Annotated in this window: 21 protein-coding genes; 4 read left to right on the forward strand and 17 right to left on the reverse strand. The window is 31.9% G+C overall.

Going from position 1 to position 18,650, the window contains the following annotated elements; all coding sequences use genetic code 11:
- Positions 1-4: 4 nt before the first annotated feature.
- From OZJ21_RS02425 to OZJ21_RS02480, 12 genes are all read right to left on the reverse strand, one after another.
- Positions 5-856: a glycosyltransferase family 2 protein gene (locus OZJ21_RS02425; protein ID WP_268857386.1), complete on the reverse strand. Its 852-nt coding sequence runs from the start codon at positions 854-856 to the stop codon at positions 5-7.
- 113 nt (positions 857-969) lie between these two features.
- Positions 970-1,620, reverse strand: a complete 651-nt coding sequence (locus OZJ21_RS02430) for an acyltransferase (protein WP_268857387.1) — start codon at positions 1,618-1,620, stop codon at positions 970-972.
- A 12-nt stretch (positions 1,621-1,632) separates the two neighbouring features.
- Positions 1,633-2,775 carry a glycosyltransferase family 4 protein gene (locus OZJ21_RS02435; protein ID WP_268857388.1) on the reverse strand — a complete coding sequence of 381 codons (1,143 nt, stop codon included), beginning with the start codon at positions 2,773-2,775 and terminating at the stop codon, positions 1,633-1,635.
- A gap of 2 nt (positions 2,776-2,777) precedes the next feature.
- Positions 2,778-3,941: a beta 1-4 rhamnosyltransferase Cps2T gene (gene cps2T / locus OZJ21_RS02440; RefSeq protein ID WP_160996297.1), complete on the reverse strand. Its 1,164-nt coding sequence runs from the start codon at positions 3,939-3,941 to the stop codon at positions 2,778-2,780.
- 392 nt (positions 3,942-4,333) lie between these two features.
- Positions 4,334-5,170 carry a dTDP-4-dehydrorhamnose reductase gene (gene rfbD, locus OZJ21_RS02445; protein WP_268857389.1) on the reverse strand — a complete coding sequence of 279 codons (837 nt, stop codon included), beginning with the start codon at positions 5,168-5,170 and terminating at the stop codon, positions 4,334-4,336.
- 55 nt (positions 5,171-5,225) lie between these two features.
- Complete coding sequence (gene rfbB / locus OZJ21_RS02450) at positions 5,226-6,257, reverse strand: dTDP-glucose 4,6-dehydratase (RefSeq protein WP_003702299.1); 1,032 nt, start codon at positions 6,255-6,257, stop codon at positions 5,226-5,228.
- An 11-nt stretch (positions 6,258-6,268) separates the two neighbouring features.
- A complete protein-coding gene (gene rfbC / locus OZJ21_RS02455; protein WP_003709486.1) occupies positions 6,269-6,850 on the reverse strand; it encodes a dTDP-4-dehydrorhamnose 3,5-epimerase in 582 nt (193 codons plus the stop codon).
- Entirely contained in the window at positions 6,850-7,722 is an 873-nt protein-coding gene (gene rfbA, locus OZJ21_RS02460) for a glucose-1-phosphate thymidylyltransferase RfbA (RefSeq protein ID WP_081541057.1), read from the reverse strand. Before rfbA ends, rfbC begins: the two co-directional genes overlap by 1 nt.
- Positions 7,723-7,797: 75 nt before the next feature.
- Positions 7,798-8,724 (reverse strand): glycosyltransferase, encoded by a 927-nt coding sequence (locus tag OZJ21_RS02465; RefSeq protein ID WP_268857390.1) that lies wholly within the window; start codon positions 8,722-8,724, stop codon positions 7,798-7,800.
- Positions 8,725-8,741: 17 nt separating this feature from the next.
- Positions 8,742-9,788 carry a glycosyltransferase gene (locus tag OZJ21_RS02470; protein WP_268857391.1) on the reverse strand — a complete coding sequence of 349 codons (1,047 nt, stop codon included), beginning with the start codon at positions 9,786-9,788 and terminating at the stop codon, positions 8,742-8,744.
- Entirely contained in the window at positions 9,788-10,789 is a 1,002-nt protein-coding gene (locus OZJ21_RS02475; RefSeq protein WP_268857392.1) for a glycosyltransferase family 2 protein, read from the reverse strand. The genes OZJ21_RS02470 and OZJ21_RS02475 overlap by 1 nt, the downstream gene beginning before the upstream one ends.
- An 81-nt stretch (positions 10,790-10,870) precedes the next feature.
- A complete protein-coding gene (locus OZJ21_RS02480; protein WP_268857393.1) occupies positions 10,871-11,683 on the reverse strand; it encodes a DUF4422 domain-containing protein in 813 nt (270 codons plus the stop codon).
- A 232-nt stretch (positions 11,684-11,915) separates the two neighbouring features.
- Here OZJ21_RS02480 and OZJ21_RS02485 point away from each other — a divergent pair, with 232 nt between their 5' ends.
- Positions 11,916-12,557 (forward strand): CPBP family intramembrane glutamic endopeptidase, encoded by a 642-nt coding sequence (locus tag OZJ21_RS02485; RefSeq protein ID WP_268857394.1) that lies wholly within the window; start codon positions 11,916-11,918, stop codon positions 12,555-12,557.
- Positions 12,558-12,591: 34 nt separating this feature from the next.
- On the opposite strand, the gene OZJ21_RS02490 is transcribed toward OZJ21_RS02485, so the two are convergent.
- The 3 genes from OZJ21_RS02490 to OZJ21_RS02500 form a co-directional block, all read right to left on the reverse strand.
- Positions 12,592-13,236: a YigZ family protein gene (locus OZJ21_RS02490; RefSeq protein ID WP_003701096.1), complete on the reverse strand. Its 645-nt coding sequence runs from the start codon at positions 13,234-13,236 to the stop codon at positions 12,592-12,594.
- Positions 13,237-13,251: 15 nt separating this feature from the next.
- Positions 13,252-13,917, reverse strand: a complete 666-nt coding sequence (locus tag OZJ21_RS02495) for an HAD family hydrolase (RefSeq protein WP_098033991.1) — start codon at positions 13,915-13,917, stop codon at positions 13,252-13,254.
- Between the two features lie 89 nt (positions 13,918-14,006).
- Complete coding sequence (locus OZJ21_RS02500) at positions 14,007-15,362, reverse strand: MDR family MFS transporter (protein WP_268857395.1); 1,356 nt, start codon at positions 15,360-15,362, stop codon at positions 14,007-14,009.
- A 187-nt stretch (positions 15,363-15,549) separates the two neighbouring features.
- On the opposite strand from OZJ21_RS02500, the gene OZJ21_RS02505 reads away from it, so the two are divergent.
- From OZJ21_RS02505 to OZJ21_RS02515, 3 genes are all read left to right on the forward strand, one after another.
- Positions 15,550-15,714, forward strand: coding sequence for a hypothetical protein (locus tag OZJ21_RS02505; protein WP_003701093.1), 165 nt, complete (start codon positions 15,550-15,552; stop codon positions 15,712-15,714).
- 78 nt (positions 15,715-15,792) lie between these two features.
- On the forward strand, positions 15,793-16,449 hold the full coding sequence (locus OZJ21_RS02510) for an HD domain-containing protein (RefSeq protein WP_187397322.1): 657 nt from the start codon (positions 15,793-15,795) through the stop codon (positions 16,447-16,449).
- 67 nt (positions 16,450-16,516) lie between these two features.
- On the forward strand, positions 16,517-16,906 hold the full coding sequence (locus tag OZJ21_RS02515) for a MerR family transcriptional regulator (protein WP_187397321.1): 390 nt from the start codon (positions 16,517-16,519) through the stop codon (positions 16,904-16,906).
- Between the two features lie 45 nt (positions 16,907-16,951).
- Here the strand turns inward: OZJ21_RS02515 and OZJ21_RS02520 are convergent, their stop codons facing one another.
- Together OZJ21_RS02520 and thiD are read right to left on the reverse strand one after the other, a co-directional pair.
- Positions 16,952-17,731 (reverse strand): flavodoxin family protein, encoded by a 780-nt coding sequence (locus OZJ21_RS02520; protein ID WP_268857396.1) that lies wholly within the window; start codon positions 17,729-17,731, stop codon positions 16,952-16,954.
- Positions 17,732-17,791: 60 nt separating this feature from the next.
- Positions 17,792-18,586 (reverse strand): bifunctional hydroxymethylpyrimidine kinase/phosphomethylpyrimidine kinase, encoded by a 795-nt coding sequence (gene thiD / locus OZJ21_RS02525; RefSeq protein WP_268857397.1) that lies wholly within the window; start codon positions 18,584-18,586, stop codon positions 17,792-17,794.
- Positions 18,587-18,650: the final 64 nt, after the last annotated feature.

Here is an 18,650-nt window from a genome sequence, read left to right on the forward strand (position 1 = left end):
CCAATTACAGCATTCTAATCTTGTATATTATATTATCTATAATTTGCCTTGAAAATACAAAATAATCTTTAAACTCTAGAGAATGTGTATCTTTTCTATACTTGAATTTGATAGCCTTTTCTAATTTTTGCTTTTTACTTATGGGATAACCTATTTTTGATAAAATCATGAGCATTTCTATACATGAATCATACATTTTCTTATAATCAGAAGATAAATTCCCACTTTCTGTAGCTTTGTGATGGTAGATTATACTTTTGTTATATACAAACTTTTTATGATTATTGAACATCAACAACCATAGTAACCAATCATCCGCACCGTTTATTTTCATAATATTATTTTTCCACTCTTTAGGAATAGCCTCTTTTCTTATAAGACACTGTCCTGGAGAAGCTATAATATTCCTTATTCTCAACATATTTTCCTCTGTTATTAATTTCTCCATATCTATATTTTTGTACAAAGTAATAGACTGCAGATCCTCTAAATCATACTTAGCATTTCCAACAATTACATCTACATTTTCAGATATCATATTCACTTGTTTTACATATTCATCAGAACTTAACGAATCATCTTGGTCTAAAAAAATTATCCATTTCCCTGTTGAAATTGTCAAACCATTAATTCTTGATTGTTGAATACCTAAATTTATCCTATTATTAATTACTTTTACATCATAGGTAGTGTCATAATGCCATTTTATCTTTTCCCCAATGTAATCATTAACTAATATTAATTCAATGAATATCCCCTTTTTCTTAAGACTACTAGCTAACTCTGTCATATTCTCTTTTATATCTTCTAAAAAGTTCATACCTTTATACAAAGGTATAATAACTGATATTTTCATTTTAATCCGTCCTTATATTCGTTGTTAATATTAATAAATAATTCAGATATAGACTAGCATGAGCTGTTTTTTTACTTTTAAAAGTTTCAATTGTTATCTTCTATTAAGTGTTATTATCTTAATGCCATCTTCTTATCCCTCTTATCATACACAACTGAGTTTTTAGGAATATCTTTTGTAACCAATGTTCCCGCTCCAATTACAGAACCTGATCCGATCGTTACACCATCTAAAATAATGACTCCACTACCTATCCAGCAATCATCTTCAATGGTTATTCCTTTATTACTTACACCTTGTTCTTTTATAGACTTATCTTTTTCTGAAAAATTATGATTTTCGGCAAATAAAGATACTCTCGGGCCTATCATTACATTCTTTCCAATTTTAACTTTTCCTGAACAGCCGATATAGCCATATGGTCCAATCGAAGAATTATCGTCAATTTCTAAACCATATCCTATTTGTCCTACTCCATAGTAGCTAGAAGGACGTATGCTAGTAAATCGTCCAATTGTCACATTATTTCCAAATCTCAATCCATTAGTTGCTAAACCATGAATTTCTGAATAAGATTCAAATTTCACATTTTTCCCACAATATATATTTTTCTTATGTGTAATTTCCACCCTTCTACCTATAAAAATGGGAGATTTTTTCTTTATTCTTACACCTTTAATACCCCCCCTAAAAAGTTTAAAGGCTGTTTTCGCATATATACTTAACTTATCTATATTCGAAATTTCTTTATTAATACTTGGCATTGTTTCTCCTTTTCAAATATCATAGATTTTAGAAAAATTATTAATAAAGCTATACTCTGAAAAATTCTTTACAGCTCTATCACGTGCTTTTTGTCCCATCAATCTGTAATCAGACTCTAAAACTTGCTGAATCTTTTTTCCTAAATCCTTACTATTTTTAACTTCCGCCAATAAACCCGTCTCACCATTAATAACCATTTCAGTGACTCCGCCATGGTTATATCCGACAACAGTGGTCCCACATCCCATAGCCTCTAAAACTACAGTTGGAAGAGGATCAGGATTGGTACTTGGTAATACTAGAACATCAAAAAAACTATGTATCTCTGGCGTATCTGTTCTAAATTCAGAAAAGATAATTCTATCTTTATTTTTACTATCTGCTATTTTCTTCTTTAATTCATCCACACGCCACTCTTCACCAGCAAATGCACTACCTACTATAAAGATATATAAATTGGAATATTTCTTCAGTAATCCTTCAGCTGCATCTAGAAAGTCATTTTGTCCTTTCCAAGCATTGACACGACCTATCATACCAACTTTAATAGCTTCATCAGGTATGTTCCATTCTTTGTATAAGTACTTATTTTCTACATTAGGATTAAATCGTTCTGTATCTACTCCGTTATAAATAACTTCTACCTTATTTTTATCTATGAATTTCGAATCAATCAAGTGGTTTTTTACAGCTTTAGATACTGCTACACATTTATCTGCATACTTACCTATTAGATAACTGATAGTTTTATTTATTATAGCTGGCTTTAAAATAATTTCATGAACATGCCATACTAATTTACACTTTAGTTTCTTTTTTAAATATATTCCCTCTAATACAGCAGTTGTATTTGCATGAATGATGTCTACTCTTTTATTTTTTAGAAGTTTCACTATCTCATTGGATTTGCCAAAATAGTTCAGTCCGTAATTTATAATACCCTTTAAGTTAAAGTATTTACGTCTTAGTATCGGATAATGAACAACATATGTTTCTATACCATTTTCAATCAACTTGTCTTTTAATATTCCATCATTAGGTAAGACAACAATGGGATGAAATTTACTTTTATCTAAACCAGTAACTAACTCCAATAGTATCTTATCCGCACCATACATTTCAGCACCTGCATGTAAATATAATATGTTTTTCATTATTACCCTCGCATAAATTGTTCTTCATAATCATTGACAATCTTTTCCCAAGAATAATTATCAATAATCTGTTGCTTAGCTAATTTACCAAAATTCTCTTCTTTTTCTGTTGAGATTTCTTCAACTTCATTTAACTTATTGGCCAGACTTCCGTCTTCTAAAGACCAGTATAGTGAACTATCTTCACCAACCTCTTTATTGAATCCCACATTATAGAGTAAATTAATTTTTGTACTTCCGAGAGCTTCTAACAATGAAGGGTTTGTTCCACCAACAGAATGTCCGTGCAAATATCCTAAAGCATTTTCACGGATAAACTTCAATAATTCTGCATCATAAACAGTTCCTACAAACTTGATCCTCTTATCATTTTCAAAATGAGTTTCTTCTTTCAAACTATTGTAAAAAGCATTTTTTTCTACATTAGTTATAATAACTAGATCTTTGTTTACCTTACTTTTCATAAACTCTTTTATCATTGTTTCATAATTATTTTCTGGAACAAATCGCCCAACAATCAAGAAATACTCATTTAACTTCACATCATGTTTATTAAACCAATCAACCACTTTTTTATCATCTTGCTTCAAAGTAGACGGTGTTATATCTGCACCATATGCAATAAAAGTAGTTTGTGGATTATATTTTCTATAATCTTCATGTATATATTCTTCAATTGATTTACTATCGCAAATTAAAAAGTCTGCGTTCTTTACCATTAATTTTTCTGAAACTTTCCAGTACTTACGAACTGGTGCAGACCACTTAGCACGTTTCCACTCATGTCCATCAGGATTAACCCATACTTTAAAACCATGATTATGGAACTTTTTAATATACTTATGTAAGAATGGTCCTATACGACAAGCTAAAATATAAACAATACCATCTGTTAAATTTCTTTCTTTAATAGTATCTAATGCCCAATCCAAGCTTCTCAAATCATATAATATAGCCTTTGCTCCACCTATGTTAGGAACATATATTTCTTGACATTCAGCTCCATTATAATCATATTGTTTTACGGATTTATCAAAAGTCATACATGACACATGATACTTTATTTTTGGATTGACTTGTCTTGTTACCAAATTATCTACAAATGTTTCAAAACCACCATAATTGGCTGGTATCCCCTTTGAACCAACAATAAATACGTCTTTCATTAATAACTCCTTCTCATAATTAATTGATTGTACGTTAATTTTATTTTGAAAACATTTATATGATACATATAATACCCTTTTCCCTTTTTCACGATACAAATTGTAACCTGGTTTTTATTTTATTACATAGTTACTAAACAAGCAATGTTAAATAATACTTATTAATTATGGATACAAAATTTTTTAATTATTGACAGCTAATTTTATTTTATATAATATCCATATTTTCCATTTTAGATACAGGACCAATTTTCTAATTTCTGCAAATTTAACGCTTACTTGCATAAATTTTTATATTTCTTCGGTGTCTAAATATACCAATAGCTAAAAAGTCTATTATCACTTTATACGTTATGATAATAGACTCTAACAAAATTATTTACTTGTTAATTTTACTTAACTTCACTTAAAAACTCATCCAACGCTTCTTTCCAATCTGGAAATACAAAGCCTGTTTCTTTAGCTAACTTCATTACACTATAATGTGGTCTAAATGCAGCTGTTGGATATTGATCTGAAGTTACAGGTTGAACATCGACATCTGTATCTTTCAATATCTCTTTAGCAAATTCATACCATGAACATTGACCATCATTACAGCAATGATATACCCCATATTCGACCTTATTATCTACTAAATATGTCAAGAATTCTGCTAATGTTCTAGTCCATGTAGGGCGTCCTACTTGATCATCAACAACTGTCAACTTATCATGATTCTTTGCTAGATTTAACATTGTGTATACGAAGTTATGTCCCCATTGTCCATATACCCAAGCTGTTCTAATTATGTAATACTTATCGCAATATTTTTGTACTGCTTCTTCTCCAGCAAGTTTTGCTTTGCCATATTCGTTGCGTGGTCCTTTAGGATCATCTGGTAAATATTCACCACTTGTACGATTACCATCGAAAACATAATCAGTACTTACATAGAGTAATGTTGCCCCAACTTTTTGACATGCTTTAGCAATATTTTCTGTTCCATCAACGTTGACTTTCCAGTTAAGTTCTTTACCCTCTCCTTCAGCCTTATCCACTGCTGTATAAGCTGCACAATGATAAACTACTTCTGGTTTGTTCTTTTCAAAGTAAGCATCTACTGCTTCCTTATCTGTTATATCTAGTCCTTGTGAATCTTCTGCTAGATATTCTTGCCCACGTTCATCTAACAGATGTTGCATTTCTTGACCTAATTGTCCATTTGCACCAGTAATTAAAATTTTCATCTAATATCTTCCTTCCAATAATAAAGTAAAACCCCAGGAAAACCTGGGGAAATTTTTATTGCCCGTTTTTAGCGTATTTAGCTTCAACTGCATCCTTTTGATCTTGCCACCATTCACGATGGTTAGTATACCAATCAATTGTTGCCTTTAGGCCTTCTTCAAAGTTAGTATATTGAGGTTCCCAACCTAATTCATTACGTAACTTACTTGCATCAATAGCATAACGTAAATCATGTCCTGGACGATCTTTAACTTGATCGTAAGCGTCCGCTGGTTGTCCCATTAATTTCAAGATTAATTCTAAAACTTCTTTGTTGTTCTTTTCACCATCAGCACCGATTAGGTATGTTTCGCCAATTTTACCTTCATTCAAAATCTTCCAAACAGCACTTGAATGATCATTAGTATGGATCCAGTCACGTACATTCTTACCTGTTCCATATAATTTTGGACGAATACCACTTAAAATATTTGTTATCTGACGTGGAATAAATTTTTCAATATGTTGGTAAGGACCATAGTTATTTGAACAATTGGAAATAGTTGCTTTTAATCCAAATGAACGCACCCATGCTCTAACCAATAAGTCTGAACTTGCCTTTGAAGATGAGTAAGGACTACTTGGCTTATATGGAGATTCAGGCGTGAATTTTTCACCTGGGCCTTCACCATGTCCTGGTAAATCTTCACGCAATGGTAAATCACCATAAACTTCATCAGTAGAAACATGATGGAAACGTACATCGTACTTAGTACATGCTTCAATTAGAACTGATGTCCCAACAATATTAGTTTGGATAAAAGGATCAGGATTTCTAAGTGAGTTATCATTATGACTTTCAGCAGCATAATGTACCACAGCATCAGCATTTTGAACTAACTTATCTACTAATTCCTTATCACAAATATCTCCGACAACTAACTCTACGCGATCTTCTGGCAAGCCAGCAAGATTTTCTTTATTTCCAGCATATGTTAGTTTATCCAATACTGTCACATGAACTTCAGGATGATTATTGACTACATAATGTACAAAGTTTGAACCGATGAAACCAGCTCCACCAGTTACAATAATATTCTTAAACATCAAGATACCTCCTAAATTTCGCCGTAGACAAATGGATTGTCTTTTTCAAATTCTGTCAATGTAGGTTGGTTAGCATCTTTTTCAGATGTAATGGCCTTGTCTAAGTCGATTGGCCAATCAATATTAAGTTCAGGAGTCTTAAAGGAAATACCACCATCAGCTTCTGCATCATAGTAATTATCGCATTTGTAAAGGAAGTTAACGTTGTCTGTTAAAGTAACAAATCCATGAGCATAACCCTTAGGTACTAACAATTGACGATGATTACTTTCAGATAAGATATATCCTTCCCATTGCTTATATGTAGGAGATCCCTTACGTAAATCAACAATTACATCTAAAACTGCTCCAGTTGCTACGCGAATCAACTTTGTTTGTGCAGCTTTACCACGTTGAAAATGTAAACCACGTAAGACACCTGCTTGTGTAGAAAGAGAGTGATTATCTTGAATAAAATCAAAATCAATTCCAGCTTCTTTGAAATCGCGATCTGAATAACTTTCTGTAAAGAATCCACGATGATCACCAAATACTGCTGGTGTAATTAATTTAACATCTTGTAATTTTGTTTCTTTTACAATTAATTTTCCCATTATTGTTGCTCCTTAGCTAATCTTAATAGATATTGACCATAATCATTTTTCTTCATTGGTTGTGCTAGTTCAACTAATTTTTCTTTGCTTATATAACCCATACGGTAAGCAATTTCTTCTAAACAAGCTACTTTCAAATTTTGACGTTTTTGAATTGTAGCAATAAAACTAGCAGCTTCCATCATGGAATCGTGAGTACCTGTATCTAACCAAGCATATCCACGTCCCATTAACTTAACATCTAGTTTGCCTTCATCTAAATATAATTTATTAATATCTGTGATTTCTAATTCACCACGATCAGAAGGCTTTAAATTCTTAGCTTTTTCTACAACTGTATTGTCATAGAAATATAAACCAGTAACTGCGTAATTACTCTTAGGATTCTCAGGCTTTTCTTCAATTGATAGAGCCTTCATATTACTATCGAAATCTACAACACCAAATCGTTCTGGGTCATTTACATGATAACCAAAAACTGTTGCTCCATCTATCTTTTCTGCTGCTTCTTGTACAAGCTTAGATAAGCCAGATCCGTAGTAAATATTATCTCCTAAAATTAAGCAAACTGAATCATCGCCGATAAAATCTGCTCCTAAAATAAAGGCCTCTGCCAGTCCATTAGGTTTTTCTTGAACCTTATATGTAAGTGAAATACCCCATTCAGATCCGTCCCCCAATAATTGTTTAAATAATGGAGTGTATTCTGGAGTAGAGATAATTAAAATATCTTTTATCCCTGCTAACATCAAAGTTGATAATGGATAATAAATCATTGGCTTATCATACACAGGGATTAATTGTTTAGAAATCCCCTTAGTTATAGGATAAAGACGTGTGCCACTACCACCAGCTAAAATTATTCCTTTCATATAACTACCTACCCTAATTAATTAATAATACACTTTATATAATACTATAACGTTACTCTATAATCTAGGCACTAATTATCTAAAGATATACTTTATATATATATCCCCTAATAACTGTCTAGATTGAAGATAACAATCTTTATACCTTGACATTTGAAAAATAAGTAATGGATTACCTGTCTCATAAAATCTCTTTCTCAAATTTAAATACTTCTTATTTCTTTTTATTACAGATAATTTCTTATCTTTTTCAACTATCATATTATCATCACTTATATAATTAGTTAAATCATCACAATAATCCAATGCCATATCAATCCACTTAATACGAGCTTTTGTATTTCTACTTTTTCTAACTTCAACTGAAAAAGTACTATCATCATGCCTTCTATAATCTATCGTATCTCTATTGTAATTATATAATCCATCTGCAAATAATCCTAGTTTCCAAAAATAGTCATCGTGTGCGTATTCTACATTATAATAATTCTTACTTTTTTCTACTATTTTTTTTCTAATACAAAATACGCATCCTGGTGCATCAACTTTAAATATATGTTTTTCCCATGAGACTTTTTCTAATTTTTCGTTTTGGTTACTACTTTGTTCTTTATCACCATTACTATATAAATTTGTTACATTTGTAGTTAAAACTTGTATTTGAGGATTATTAATCATAATTTTTTCTATAACTTCTAATTTATCTTCATGCCATATATCATCTTGATCACAGGGAAAAACCAAATCTCCGGTAGAGCTCCATATCCCCTCTACGAAGTTTCTCCTCCAACCTTTATTTTCTTCATTAACTATTAGTTTCCAAGTATCATTTAATTTATTATTACTGATGTACTTTCCTATAAATTCTATTGTTCCGTCGTTCGAACCATCATCATATATTAAGACTTCGTTAGCTTTTCTCTTTTGGTTAAGAATAGAATCAAGTTGTGATTCTATGTGTTTTATTCCATTATAAGTTGTCATAACTATTGATAATTTCATATCCAATTATACCTTTCTCAATTATCTAAAAAATATTCCAATGATGAATCCAATCTTTTAAAATATTCTTCAGGATAATACTCGCTAATACTATTTTTTACATCTATTGGGTTTAAATTATTATTAGCTACTTTCTCAATTGTTTTAGTTAATTCTTTTATATTTCCTAGTGAATAACTATATCCATTTATATTTTCTTTTACAATATCATCATAGCTCTTAAATTTACTTGTTATCACAGGTATACCTCTAGCCACAGTTTCTAACATTACCATAGAAAGACCCTCATACTTTGAAGTCATTATTAAAGCTGATGGTCTTTCCTTTATCTTATCCCATAAATCTGGAGTCCATCCATGCCAAGTGATTTTTTTTGAAACTCCTATCTTTTCAGCATAGTTTTGACAAGACTCAAGTTCTTCACCCGTACCATAAATATCTAGATGAACATTATCTATATCTTTAATTCCCATTAACATTTCACGTAAATTCTTTTGTCCGTCTAACATGACTCTACCTGCATAAAACAGATTAATTCTCTTACTATTATTCGTTTCCGGTAATACATCGTATTCTTCTATTGGATTGAAGATTAATTTAATCTTCTCTCTAGGTATTTTTAAATCTTCTAGTTGTTTTTCGATTGTTCTACTAATAGCTAAATGCCCATCTGCATATGGCAAAGTATGTTCAGTATCAAACATATCCTGATCAGTTAATGAATAATGGAACCATGAAATAACTTGATATTTTTTATTCAAGAATTTTTTGATTTTACTACCTAATAAAACCATTTTAGGACTCAGCGATATATAATCTGTATTTTTTTCAAATAAAAATGATCTTAAAATAAAAAGTAACTTAGAAATATTACTCTTTCCCTTAAACATATTTATTTTTACTCTCGTATCTATCTTATCTAGCCATTCTTTTTCTTCGGGAATATTACTTAGTGTAAGTGTAATTTCATAGTTATTAACTAGATGATTTAAGACTTTTATTAATACAGTCTCTGTACCACCAGTACCGGATAATTCACTACATAAAAAGTTTAATTTTTTCATTATCCTAACTCCTTCCTATAATTACTCCAACTTCGCAACCTAAACATCAATCTAGCCAGATGTCGCATTCCCAATTTTATGAAAAATACTGGTAAAAATCTTGGTGATGTACAATCCTTTAATTTCATTTGCTTAATAGCTTCATTGATTGTTTTATTTTTTAATAATTCGTTAGATTTACGTACTTTAGAGCCATAATCACTATTATCACCATAATTAAATATCTCTCTAACCATCATGATATTCATTTGAATTACTGTGTATTGATAAAATGCTTGTTTCAATTCTGGAATATTATTGAAGATATCCTCTTGTACAACCTCTAGAGACTCCAAATATCCAGGAATCTTACTTTGCTTGTTTTTCCCTCTCATTACTGAAGCATTATCGATTGAGTAATGATACAAAATTGTATTATCAGAGGTTATCTTCTTACATTTTTGCACATATCTTGCCAAAAACTCACTATCTTCTGATAGTTTCAAGTCTTCATTAAATTTTACATTGTTCTCATGCACTGTTTCAGTTCGATAGGCTTTTCCCCAAACCGTCATATATTTAGTTGGATTACTCAACATTACAGATAAGGCTTCAACATTAGTATTAGGCACTTCTGCTAATAATACTGGAGTATTGCCATGTTCAAAGTTGAATATCACCAAATCACTGTTACTTTGTGCAACTATATTTTTTAAATTCTTTAATGATCCTTCTACATAATAATCATCAGAATCTAAAAATAAAAGATGCTCACCTTGAGCTTGATTAATTCCCTTATTTCTTGCGAAAGATACCCCACCGATTGTACTAGTAAAATGGATATTACCATTATCTTTCATAAAATCATGGACTATCTCAACCGTTCCATCTTGAGAACCATCATCGACTATGATGATTTCGTATTCTGATTTATCTAGCTGGTTCGTAACACTTTCAATTGCCCTAATAATTGTCTTTTTCGAATTATACGTAGGTATTATAAACGAAAATGTGATACCCATATTTCCACATCCTATTCTTTTGCCTTAATAAAATAAAAAGCCAGCAAAATTTGCTAGCTCTTCTCCCCTTATTAGTAACTCTTAGAAGCTATTTTCATATTTCTTATTAAAGAATTTAGCTTTTAAGAACGCTGTGCCTTTTTTCCACCAATTTACTCCCTCTACATATACAATTGGCAGCTCTTTGACACGTTTCTTATCAATAACACCATTTTCAAATTGTTTTTCTAGCCAAACGTTAAAGATAATTTCACTTACACGTCCATAGAAACGTTGTTGGAAAGCATCCAAATTTTGTGTTCCCAGACGTTTTTCAAGTTCAAATAAGATATCAAATAACCATGTACAATAGGCGTCTAACAAATCTTTTCTCATAATAACCATATTAAACATATATCCTGAAGTCTTATTTATTACCTTCTCATATGTACTAGCATATTCAGGATATTTTTTCTTAATAATATCAGAAGTTACATCTAGCTGGTTTGAATAATGCGTATGCTTATAATGTGAATATAAAGTTTCGATATAGTATCTTCTCTTTCTAGGCAATATCACATCATAATTATTTAACATTGATTTTAATTCAGCTTTTGTAATCACCCAACTAAGCCTATCTTTACCGTGATGATAATTCTTTCCACCAAAATGACGTCTGTAATGAGCTAAACCAATATATTCAGCATCTACATGTTTCCAAGCCCAATATAGAGCTGTTAATTCACTATATCTATCATTTTTATCAGAAATATTATCTCCAACATTATCTTTTTGATATCCTAAGTCTTTATCTTTATTCAATTCGGCACCTACATGGATTGGTAGATATAAATCATCTGTAGGCATTTTATATTTCTTGTGAGTAGCAACTACTACTTCTACCTTTTTTTCCAAGAGATTTCTCCTCACTTAGATATACAAATAATATAAATAAAATTTCACTAAGAAATCTATTCTGTAATCAATTTCATAAAATTAATTACTACCTTCACTACTATATCATAATATTAGCAAATTGTATTTAAAAAATTTTGTCATGTATATTATTCTTTAAACTTTATTAAAGGATATTTCACTAATCCATCCAAATCTAGTAAGATATATCTATACGAAAGTGAGGTATTTTATGCGAAATTTTTTATCATTACTTGGTAAGATCTTCTTGTTTATTGTTTTTATCGTGTTATCACAGTTGCCATTGCTACTTATTGAGAGTCATTATTCAATGGGGATCATCGCGCCACTCGTTATCCTCTGTTATTTAATATTAATTGGAATCCTGTTCTATATCGTTAAACGTGTAAAAGGTGAATTACCGTTTAAAAAAATCACAGGGAAAAATGTTAGGTTCATTCTTGCGGCTTATGTTGTTATGATTCTCGCTAAGGGTATTTTATTAACTTTAATGACAAAAGTTTATCATCAAACAACGAGTGCTAATGATAAAGCTCTTAATGCTTTAGTTACTGACAGAACTGCTTTATTAATGACTATATTAGTTGTTGTTTTGGTTCCTATTACTGAAGAATTGCTTTATCGTGGTGTATTTACGAGTTTCTTCTTTAAAAATCAACCATTTTGGCAAGTAACTATGAGTGGGGTTATCTTTGGTTTAATGCATTCTAGCACAAACTTCATCTCTGCTTTAGTTTACGTTACAATGGGATGGATTTTAGCTTATGTCTATGTACATACTAAAAATCTTTCTAACAGCTTAACTCTTCATATTTTAAATAACGCTCCGTTTATTGCGGTGTTATTCAATTAAAAATGAGGCTGGGACTCAAATCCCAACCTCATTTTTATTTATATAGTTCATATGGCACTTCAACATATTTTTCTTGGCCTTCTTCTACTTCAACTTGTCCGTTCATTAAATCAACAATTGTCGCAGTAAAAGATTCAACTTCTGGCGTATCAACATAAACTACTGCTGTGACATCAGTCATAAATACCGTATCACTTACATTTACCTGATTATTTTCAAGATAGTTCTGCAGTTTACCCCAGGCAGAGTAGCTAACTTTTAGTGATAATTCTGTTTGAACTACTTTTCTTACTACCCCAACATGCTCAATCGCATTAGAAGTCGCATTACTATAAGCCCTGATTAGACCACCAGCACCAAGTTTAATGCCACCGAAGTAGCGAGTAACCACTGCTGTTACATTGTGCAATTCAAGATTCTTTAAAACTTCTAGAATTGGCACTCCTGCTGTTCCAGAAGGCTCACCATTATCACTTTCACGTTGAATCTCATCATTCAATCCAATCATATAAGCAAAACAATTATGTGTAGCCTTACGGTGTTTAGTCTTAATTTCATCTATAAACGCTCTTGCTTCTTCTTCAGTCTCCGTTCGAGCTAAGGAACAGATAAACTCTGATTTTTTTATTTCAATCGTTGCTTCGCCGTTTTCTTTAATTGTTAGATATGGTTTCTTCAAAGTTGACTTCCTTTTCTAATAATTATTTTTTAGATATTCACGCACAGAAATCAAGTCATTCAAAACAGCCACTGTCGTCTTTCTTTGTTCTTCTGTTGGTTGGATGATATCAGGAACCATGATTACTGGAATCTCAGCGTTATTAGCAGCTTTAATTCCGTTAAATGAATCTTCTATTACTATTGTCTTTTCTTTGGCAGGTGCTCCACTCTTCTTCCAAGCCTTATTAAATATATCTGGTGCTGGTTTAGCCTCAGCTACATCATCTGCAGAAATAATCGTCTCAAAAGAAGCTGGATCAACATCTGTATGCTCTAAGAAAAATTCAATTTCACTTTTGTAGTTACTTGAAGCTAAAGTATAAGGAATGTCATTTGCTTGAAGATATTGTGATAGCTCTACGAAACCTGGTTTTAATTTCAATTCTCCTGCTTCAACTAAAGGATGAACATTTTCTTCACTAATACGCAAAAAGTCATCAATGAGTTGAGCATCACCACCATAATCCTCAATCATTTGTTCTCTCATCGCATCTGTTCCCGCACCAATAAATTGCTTATAATAAGCTAACGAATAATCCATACCAAGTTTATCAGCAGCTATTTGATTAGCTTCAAAATAAACTTTTTCTGAATCAAAAATAACGCCATCCATATCAAATATTACTAAATCCAAATTCATAGTCCTACCCTTCCATGATTAATATCTAAAAGTTACTATTATCATTCTAACAAATTTCACTAGAAAGGTCGCAGGATATGTTCTATTCGTTATTTTTTACTGTCATCACGTAAGATAATTGCCAAAATTAATCCTACAATTTCCAAGATGCAGAAAAATCCAAAGGCATAGTGATAACCAATTATTTCACTTAATGTGTGTCCGCCAGCTACTATAATAATCATTGCTAAAGCCACTCCGAGACTACCTAACAATTGACGTACAGTCGTAGTTATCGCAGTCCCATGAGGAATCATGTTTTCAGGAAGTGAATTAGCTCCCATAGTTGTAGCTGGCATCATGACAAAGGCGTTACCTCCTTCAATGATACAGGCAGTTAGGATCATTCCCAGTACATTTAGATGGTAGCTGAAGATAAATAGAATTGCCCAACCTACAACTAACATCACCATACCTATCAATAAAGTGATTTTAAATCCTACTTTGTCAGCTAAACGACCAGAAACTAGGTTTAAAATACTCAATAAAGCTGCTGGTGGGACTAATGCTAAACCTGACACTAATGGATTAACATGCAAAATTCTTTGATAATACAATGGATATACGATTGTTACTACAATTAATGAAATATAAGCAAAACCTGTTAATAGAACGCCAATATCAAAGTTAACTACTTTCAAAACTCGTAATTGAAGTAAGGGATCTTTAACTCTAAATTGACGCAAAATAAAGGCTATAAACAAGATTACACTAACAATTAAAATTAAATATAATGGCAAAGTTAACTGCTTAGTGCCTAATTCATTTACAAAATACAACAATCCGATAAAGCTAAGTGAATAGATAACGGAGATGAAGTCTAACTGGCTTTCTTTACGTTCCATTACATCGCGCATATTAAAGATCGCACTAATAAAGATTAACGCAATTACTAACAAGAAAAACCAGAACAAGCCTTGCCAACTAATATAATTTAAAATAATACCAGAAATAATTGGACCACAAGCTAAGGCTGATCCCATAACTAAACCAGCCAATCCCATGACTTCAGCGCGACCTTCTCTAGCGGTGATCGTCATTAAGACTGATTGATAAGATGGAAATAAAATACCTACCGCAACTGCTTCTAGACCTCTTCCTAGTAAAGCGATTGGAAAATTAGGAGCCAAAATAATCATCAATGTTCCTAATTCGAAGATTGCTAGTACCGTTAAGTACATTTTCTTAAAAGATAGATTGTTCAACAACCAAGGACTAACCGGCATCATGATACACATAATCAGCATAAAACCGGTTGTTAGCCATTGAATTGTTGGTGCATCTACATTGAAAAACTTCATTAAAGTAGGATAAGCTGTCGATAAAGAGGACTGACTAATCGACATAGTAAAAGTTCCTAACAATAAAGTAAATACAAAAGCTTTTCTTTGGGCTTTAGTCATCATATATTCTCAACTCTCTTCAATAAATTTTACACTATTATCATAATTCTATTTAGAAATTTTGTAAATTAGTAATTTTATAAATAAAATCTTTATTATTCTCATTTTTAAATGTAAACGGTTCCCAACGACGATAATTTTATGCTATAATTTATATGAATAGAATAGCTTTTTAAGGATGGTGATAATTATGAATGGTAAGACTTTACGATTATTATTTTCAGTTGGTATTATGGCTTTTGTCCTATTTTCTGGTTATCTGGGCGAGTACGATGCTAAAAAATACATCGATATTATCCTTCTAATCATCGCCTTGCTTATTATTCCTAGACCTAAGCTTTCTTTCAGATTATAATAAACACGTGGAAGTTGGATATAAATTCAACTTCTTTTTTTGACTACAATATTTCCTAGGAAAGAAGTGATTCATTAAATGGATGAATTTAACAAATTATCCCAAATTAAAACATATACTAAATCAAAATTAGGAACTGATAAAACAGGACACGGCTATGATCATATTAAACGTGTTGTAACTATGGCAGAAAAAATTCTAGAAAGTGAAGCTGCCGATAAGTTAGTTACACTAGCTGCCGCTTATCTACATGATACGATTGATGATAAACTTGTCTCTGATCCAAAATCTGCTTTGGCCGAACTTCAAGAATTTCTAGCATCTTTAGAATTTACTTCAGCACAAATTGAAGAAATTAGTTTTATCATCACACATATGTCTTTTGCACATTCACTACAAGATGATGACTTCCAACTTCCCCTATCCGGACAAATTGTACAAGATGCTGACTGGCTAGATGCGATTGGCGCAATTGGCATCACTCGAGCAATTTATTACGGTGGTCATCATGGCGAAAAAATCTATAATCCGGTATTAGCTCCACGCACCAATATGACTAGAGAAGAATACCGTAACCTTGATGATGAAACTATCATTAACCACTTTTACGAAAAACTCTTGAAGTTGAAAGATATGTTAAATACCCCAACTGCTAAGAAAATTGCTGAACATCGCCAACAAGTCATGCTTGATTTTCTAGATGAGTTCAAAAACGAATGGAATTCTGTAGTCTAACCTCTTGCCTTAGAGTATACTCCAAGGTGTAAACTCTGATTATCAATAATTTTAACGAGGTATTGCTATGAATATTAAAAAAGTTAGTGAACAGTTAGGTATTTCGTCTGATACTATCCGCTACTATGAACGTATTGGACTTGTCCCTCCTATTAGTCGAGACAAAAATGGAGTTCGTAATTTTACAGATATAGACATTCAAAGACTAGATTTTATAAAATGTATGCGTCATGCTGGTTTATCTATCGAAAGCCTCCACGAATACATGCATCTTTATTCGTTGAATGATAATCGTACCATTCCAGCACGTAAAAGAATCTTAGAAGAAGAGGCTGAAAAATTAGATGAAAGAATTGCTAGTCTTCAAGAAACTAGAGCCTATTTGCAACATAAGATTGATGTCTATGATTCACAGCTTACCCAAGCAACCAATGATTTGAAACTATCAGAAGAGTAACAAATAGCCCATGAAATCAAACCGATTCCATGGGCTATTTCTCTATTATTTACGTCTATGTTTAACTACTGTGAAGAAGTGGAGTGTGATTGCTAATAAAATAAAGAATATCAAGACAAAGGAAATATAATTTGTCCAAAAACTAAGTGCTTGTCCTAATAGCTTTAATATTCCTGCTTGAATTACCATTGTTATTAATGCCATCGCTGCTACAATAAAGAACAATTCAATATAACGTTTCAAGGTTTGGTCATCCTTTCTCTGTGTTCGATTAATCTTGTTGCCTAATTTTTCTAGCTCTGTCTGCTTTTTATCAGTTAATTGTTTTAAACCATAAGTCGCAGTTTGAACCCCTTCACCTAATTTAATTAGGCCAGCTGTTGTCATCGCCTTATCCATTGTTCTAAAAGCTGAGTCTGTCATTCCAGTTAGCATATTTTCTGCTTTACCTACGTAACAATTCGTCAATATAACGTAATGCTTGTGTGCGAATTCTGGAATAGGATGTGGATCACCTTTTCGATCAAAACGTAAAACTTCTTGTCTAATGCAGTCTAAAAAGTTCTTCATTACTCCAGATAGTCCACCCCAGTAAGTAGGAGCTGCTAGAACCCATACATCAGCTGCCTTGAGCTTTTCAATTATTAAGTCTAATGTTGGATTATCTTCACCTGGAACACGTGGCTTAATTTGATAGTCATTCAAGTTAAGTAACTCTACTTCATTTGAAGCTTCAACTCCATTAAGAACTGCATCTAGCATCATTCTAGTAACTCCATTACTCTTGTGTGAGCCTAAAATACCTAGTACTTTCAAAAAAATCACGTCCTATTAATGTTACTTTTTTCATTATAACATTAACTAGACGTGATTTTTTAATTTATATTATACCCAATGATTGATAGGTCCGAATTTATGACCTACTGCAATTTCATTTTTAATTGCGTCATGAGTATATTTTTTAGATATCCTTATTGCTTCCTCAACACTTGCTCCTTTAGCAAGTTCCGCAGCTATACATGCTGAGTAAGTATCACCAGTTCCATTAATATGTTCTGTATCGATATATTCATCTTCCAACCAAAAATTCTTTCCATCTTCGAGTAAGACATAGTCTTTAACAGTTTCAGAGTCACCAGTATGTTCACCTTTAATAACTACATTTTTGGCACCCATAGCTTGTAACTTTTTAGCTGCTTCAATAATTTCATCTTCATTTTGGAGTTCAGACTCTACTAACTTTTGTGCTTCATAGAAATTAGGTGTAATCACAGTTGCCAATGGAATCAATTCATCGCGTACTGTCTCATATGCTTCTTGTTCTAGCAACATCGCTCCATGTTTAGTAATAATAACTGGATCAACAATTAATGGTCCAAAGTTATACTTTTGATAACTTTCAATTACTGCATGAATTGTTTTAGTATCTGTTAACATGCCGGTTTTAGTCGCCAAAATTTTAAAATCATCTGCAATTGCCTTAAACTCTGCTTTGATAAAATCAACTGGTAAAGCATGACTAGCATGGATTCCATAAGAATTCCCCGCAACTGCGGCTGTTAAAATTGAAGTCCCATATACTTTACGAGCTAAAAAAGTATTCATATCTGCTTGCATTCCTGCAGATCCATCTGAATCAGAACCAGCAATTGTCATTACTTGCGGATATTCATTTACCATTGGAAAATCCCCTTTCCTCTAAAAGAAAAGCCAACAAGAATTACTTCTCATTGGCATCAACTTC

The sequence above is a fragment of the Ligilactobacillus sp. UO.C109 genome, from assembly GCF_026847815.1.
GTDB classification, from domain to species: domain Bacteria; phylum Bacillota; class Bacilli; order Lactobacillales; family Lactobacillaceae; genus Ligilactobacillus; species Ligilactobacillus salivarius.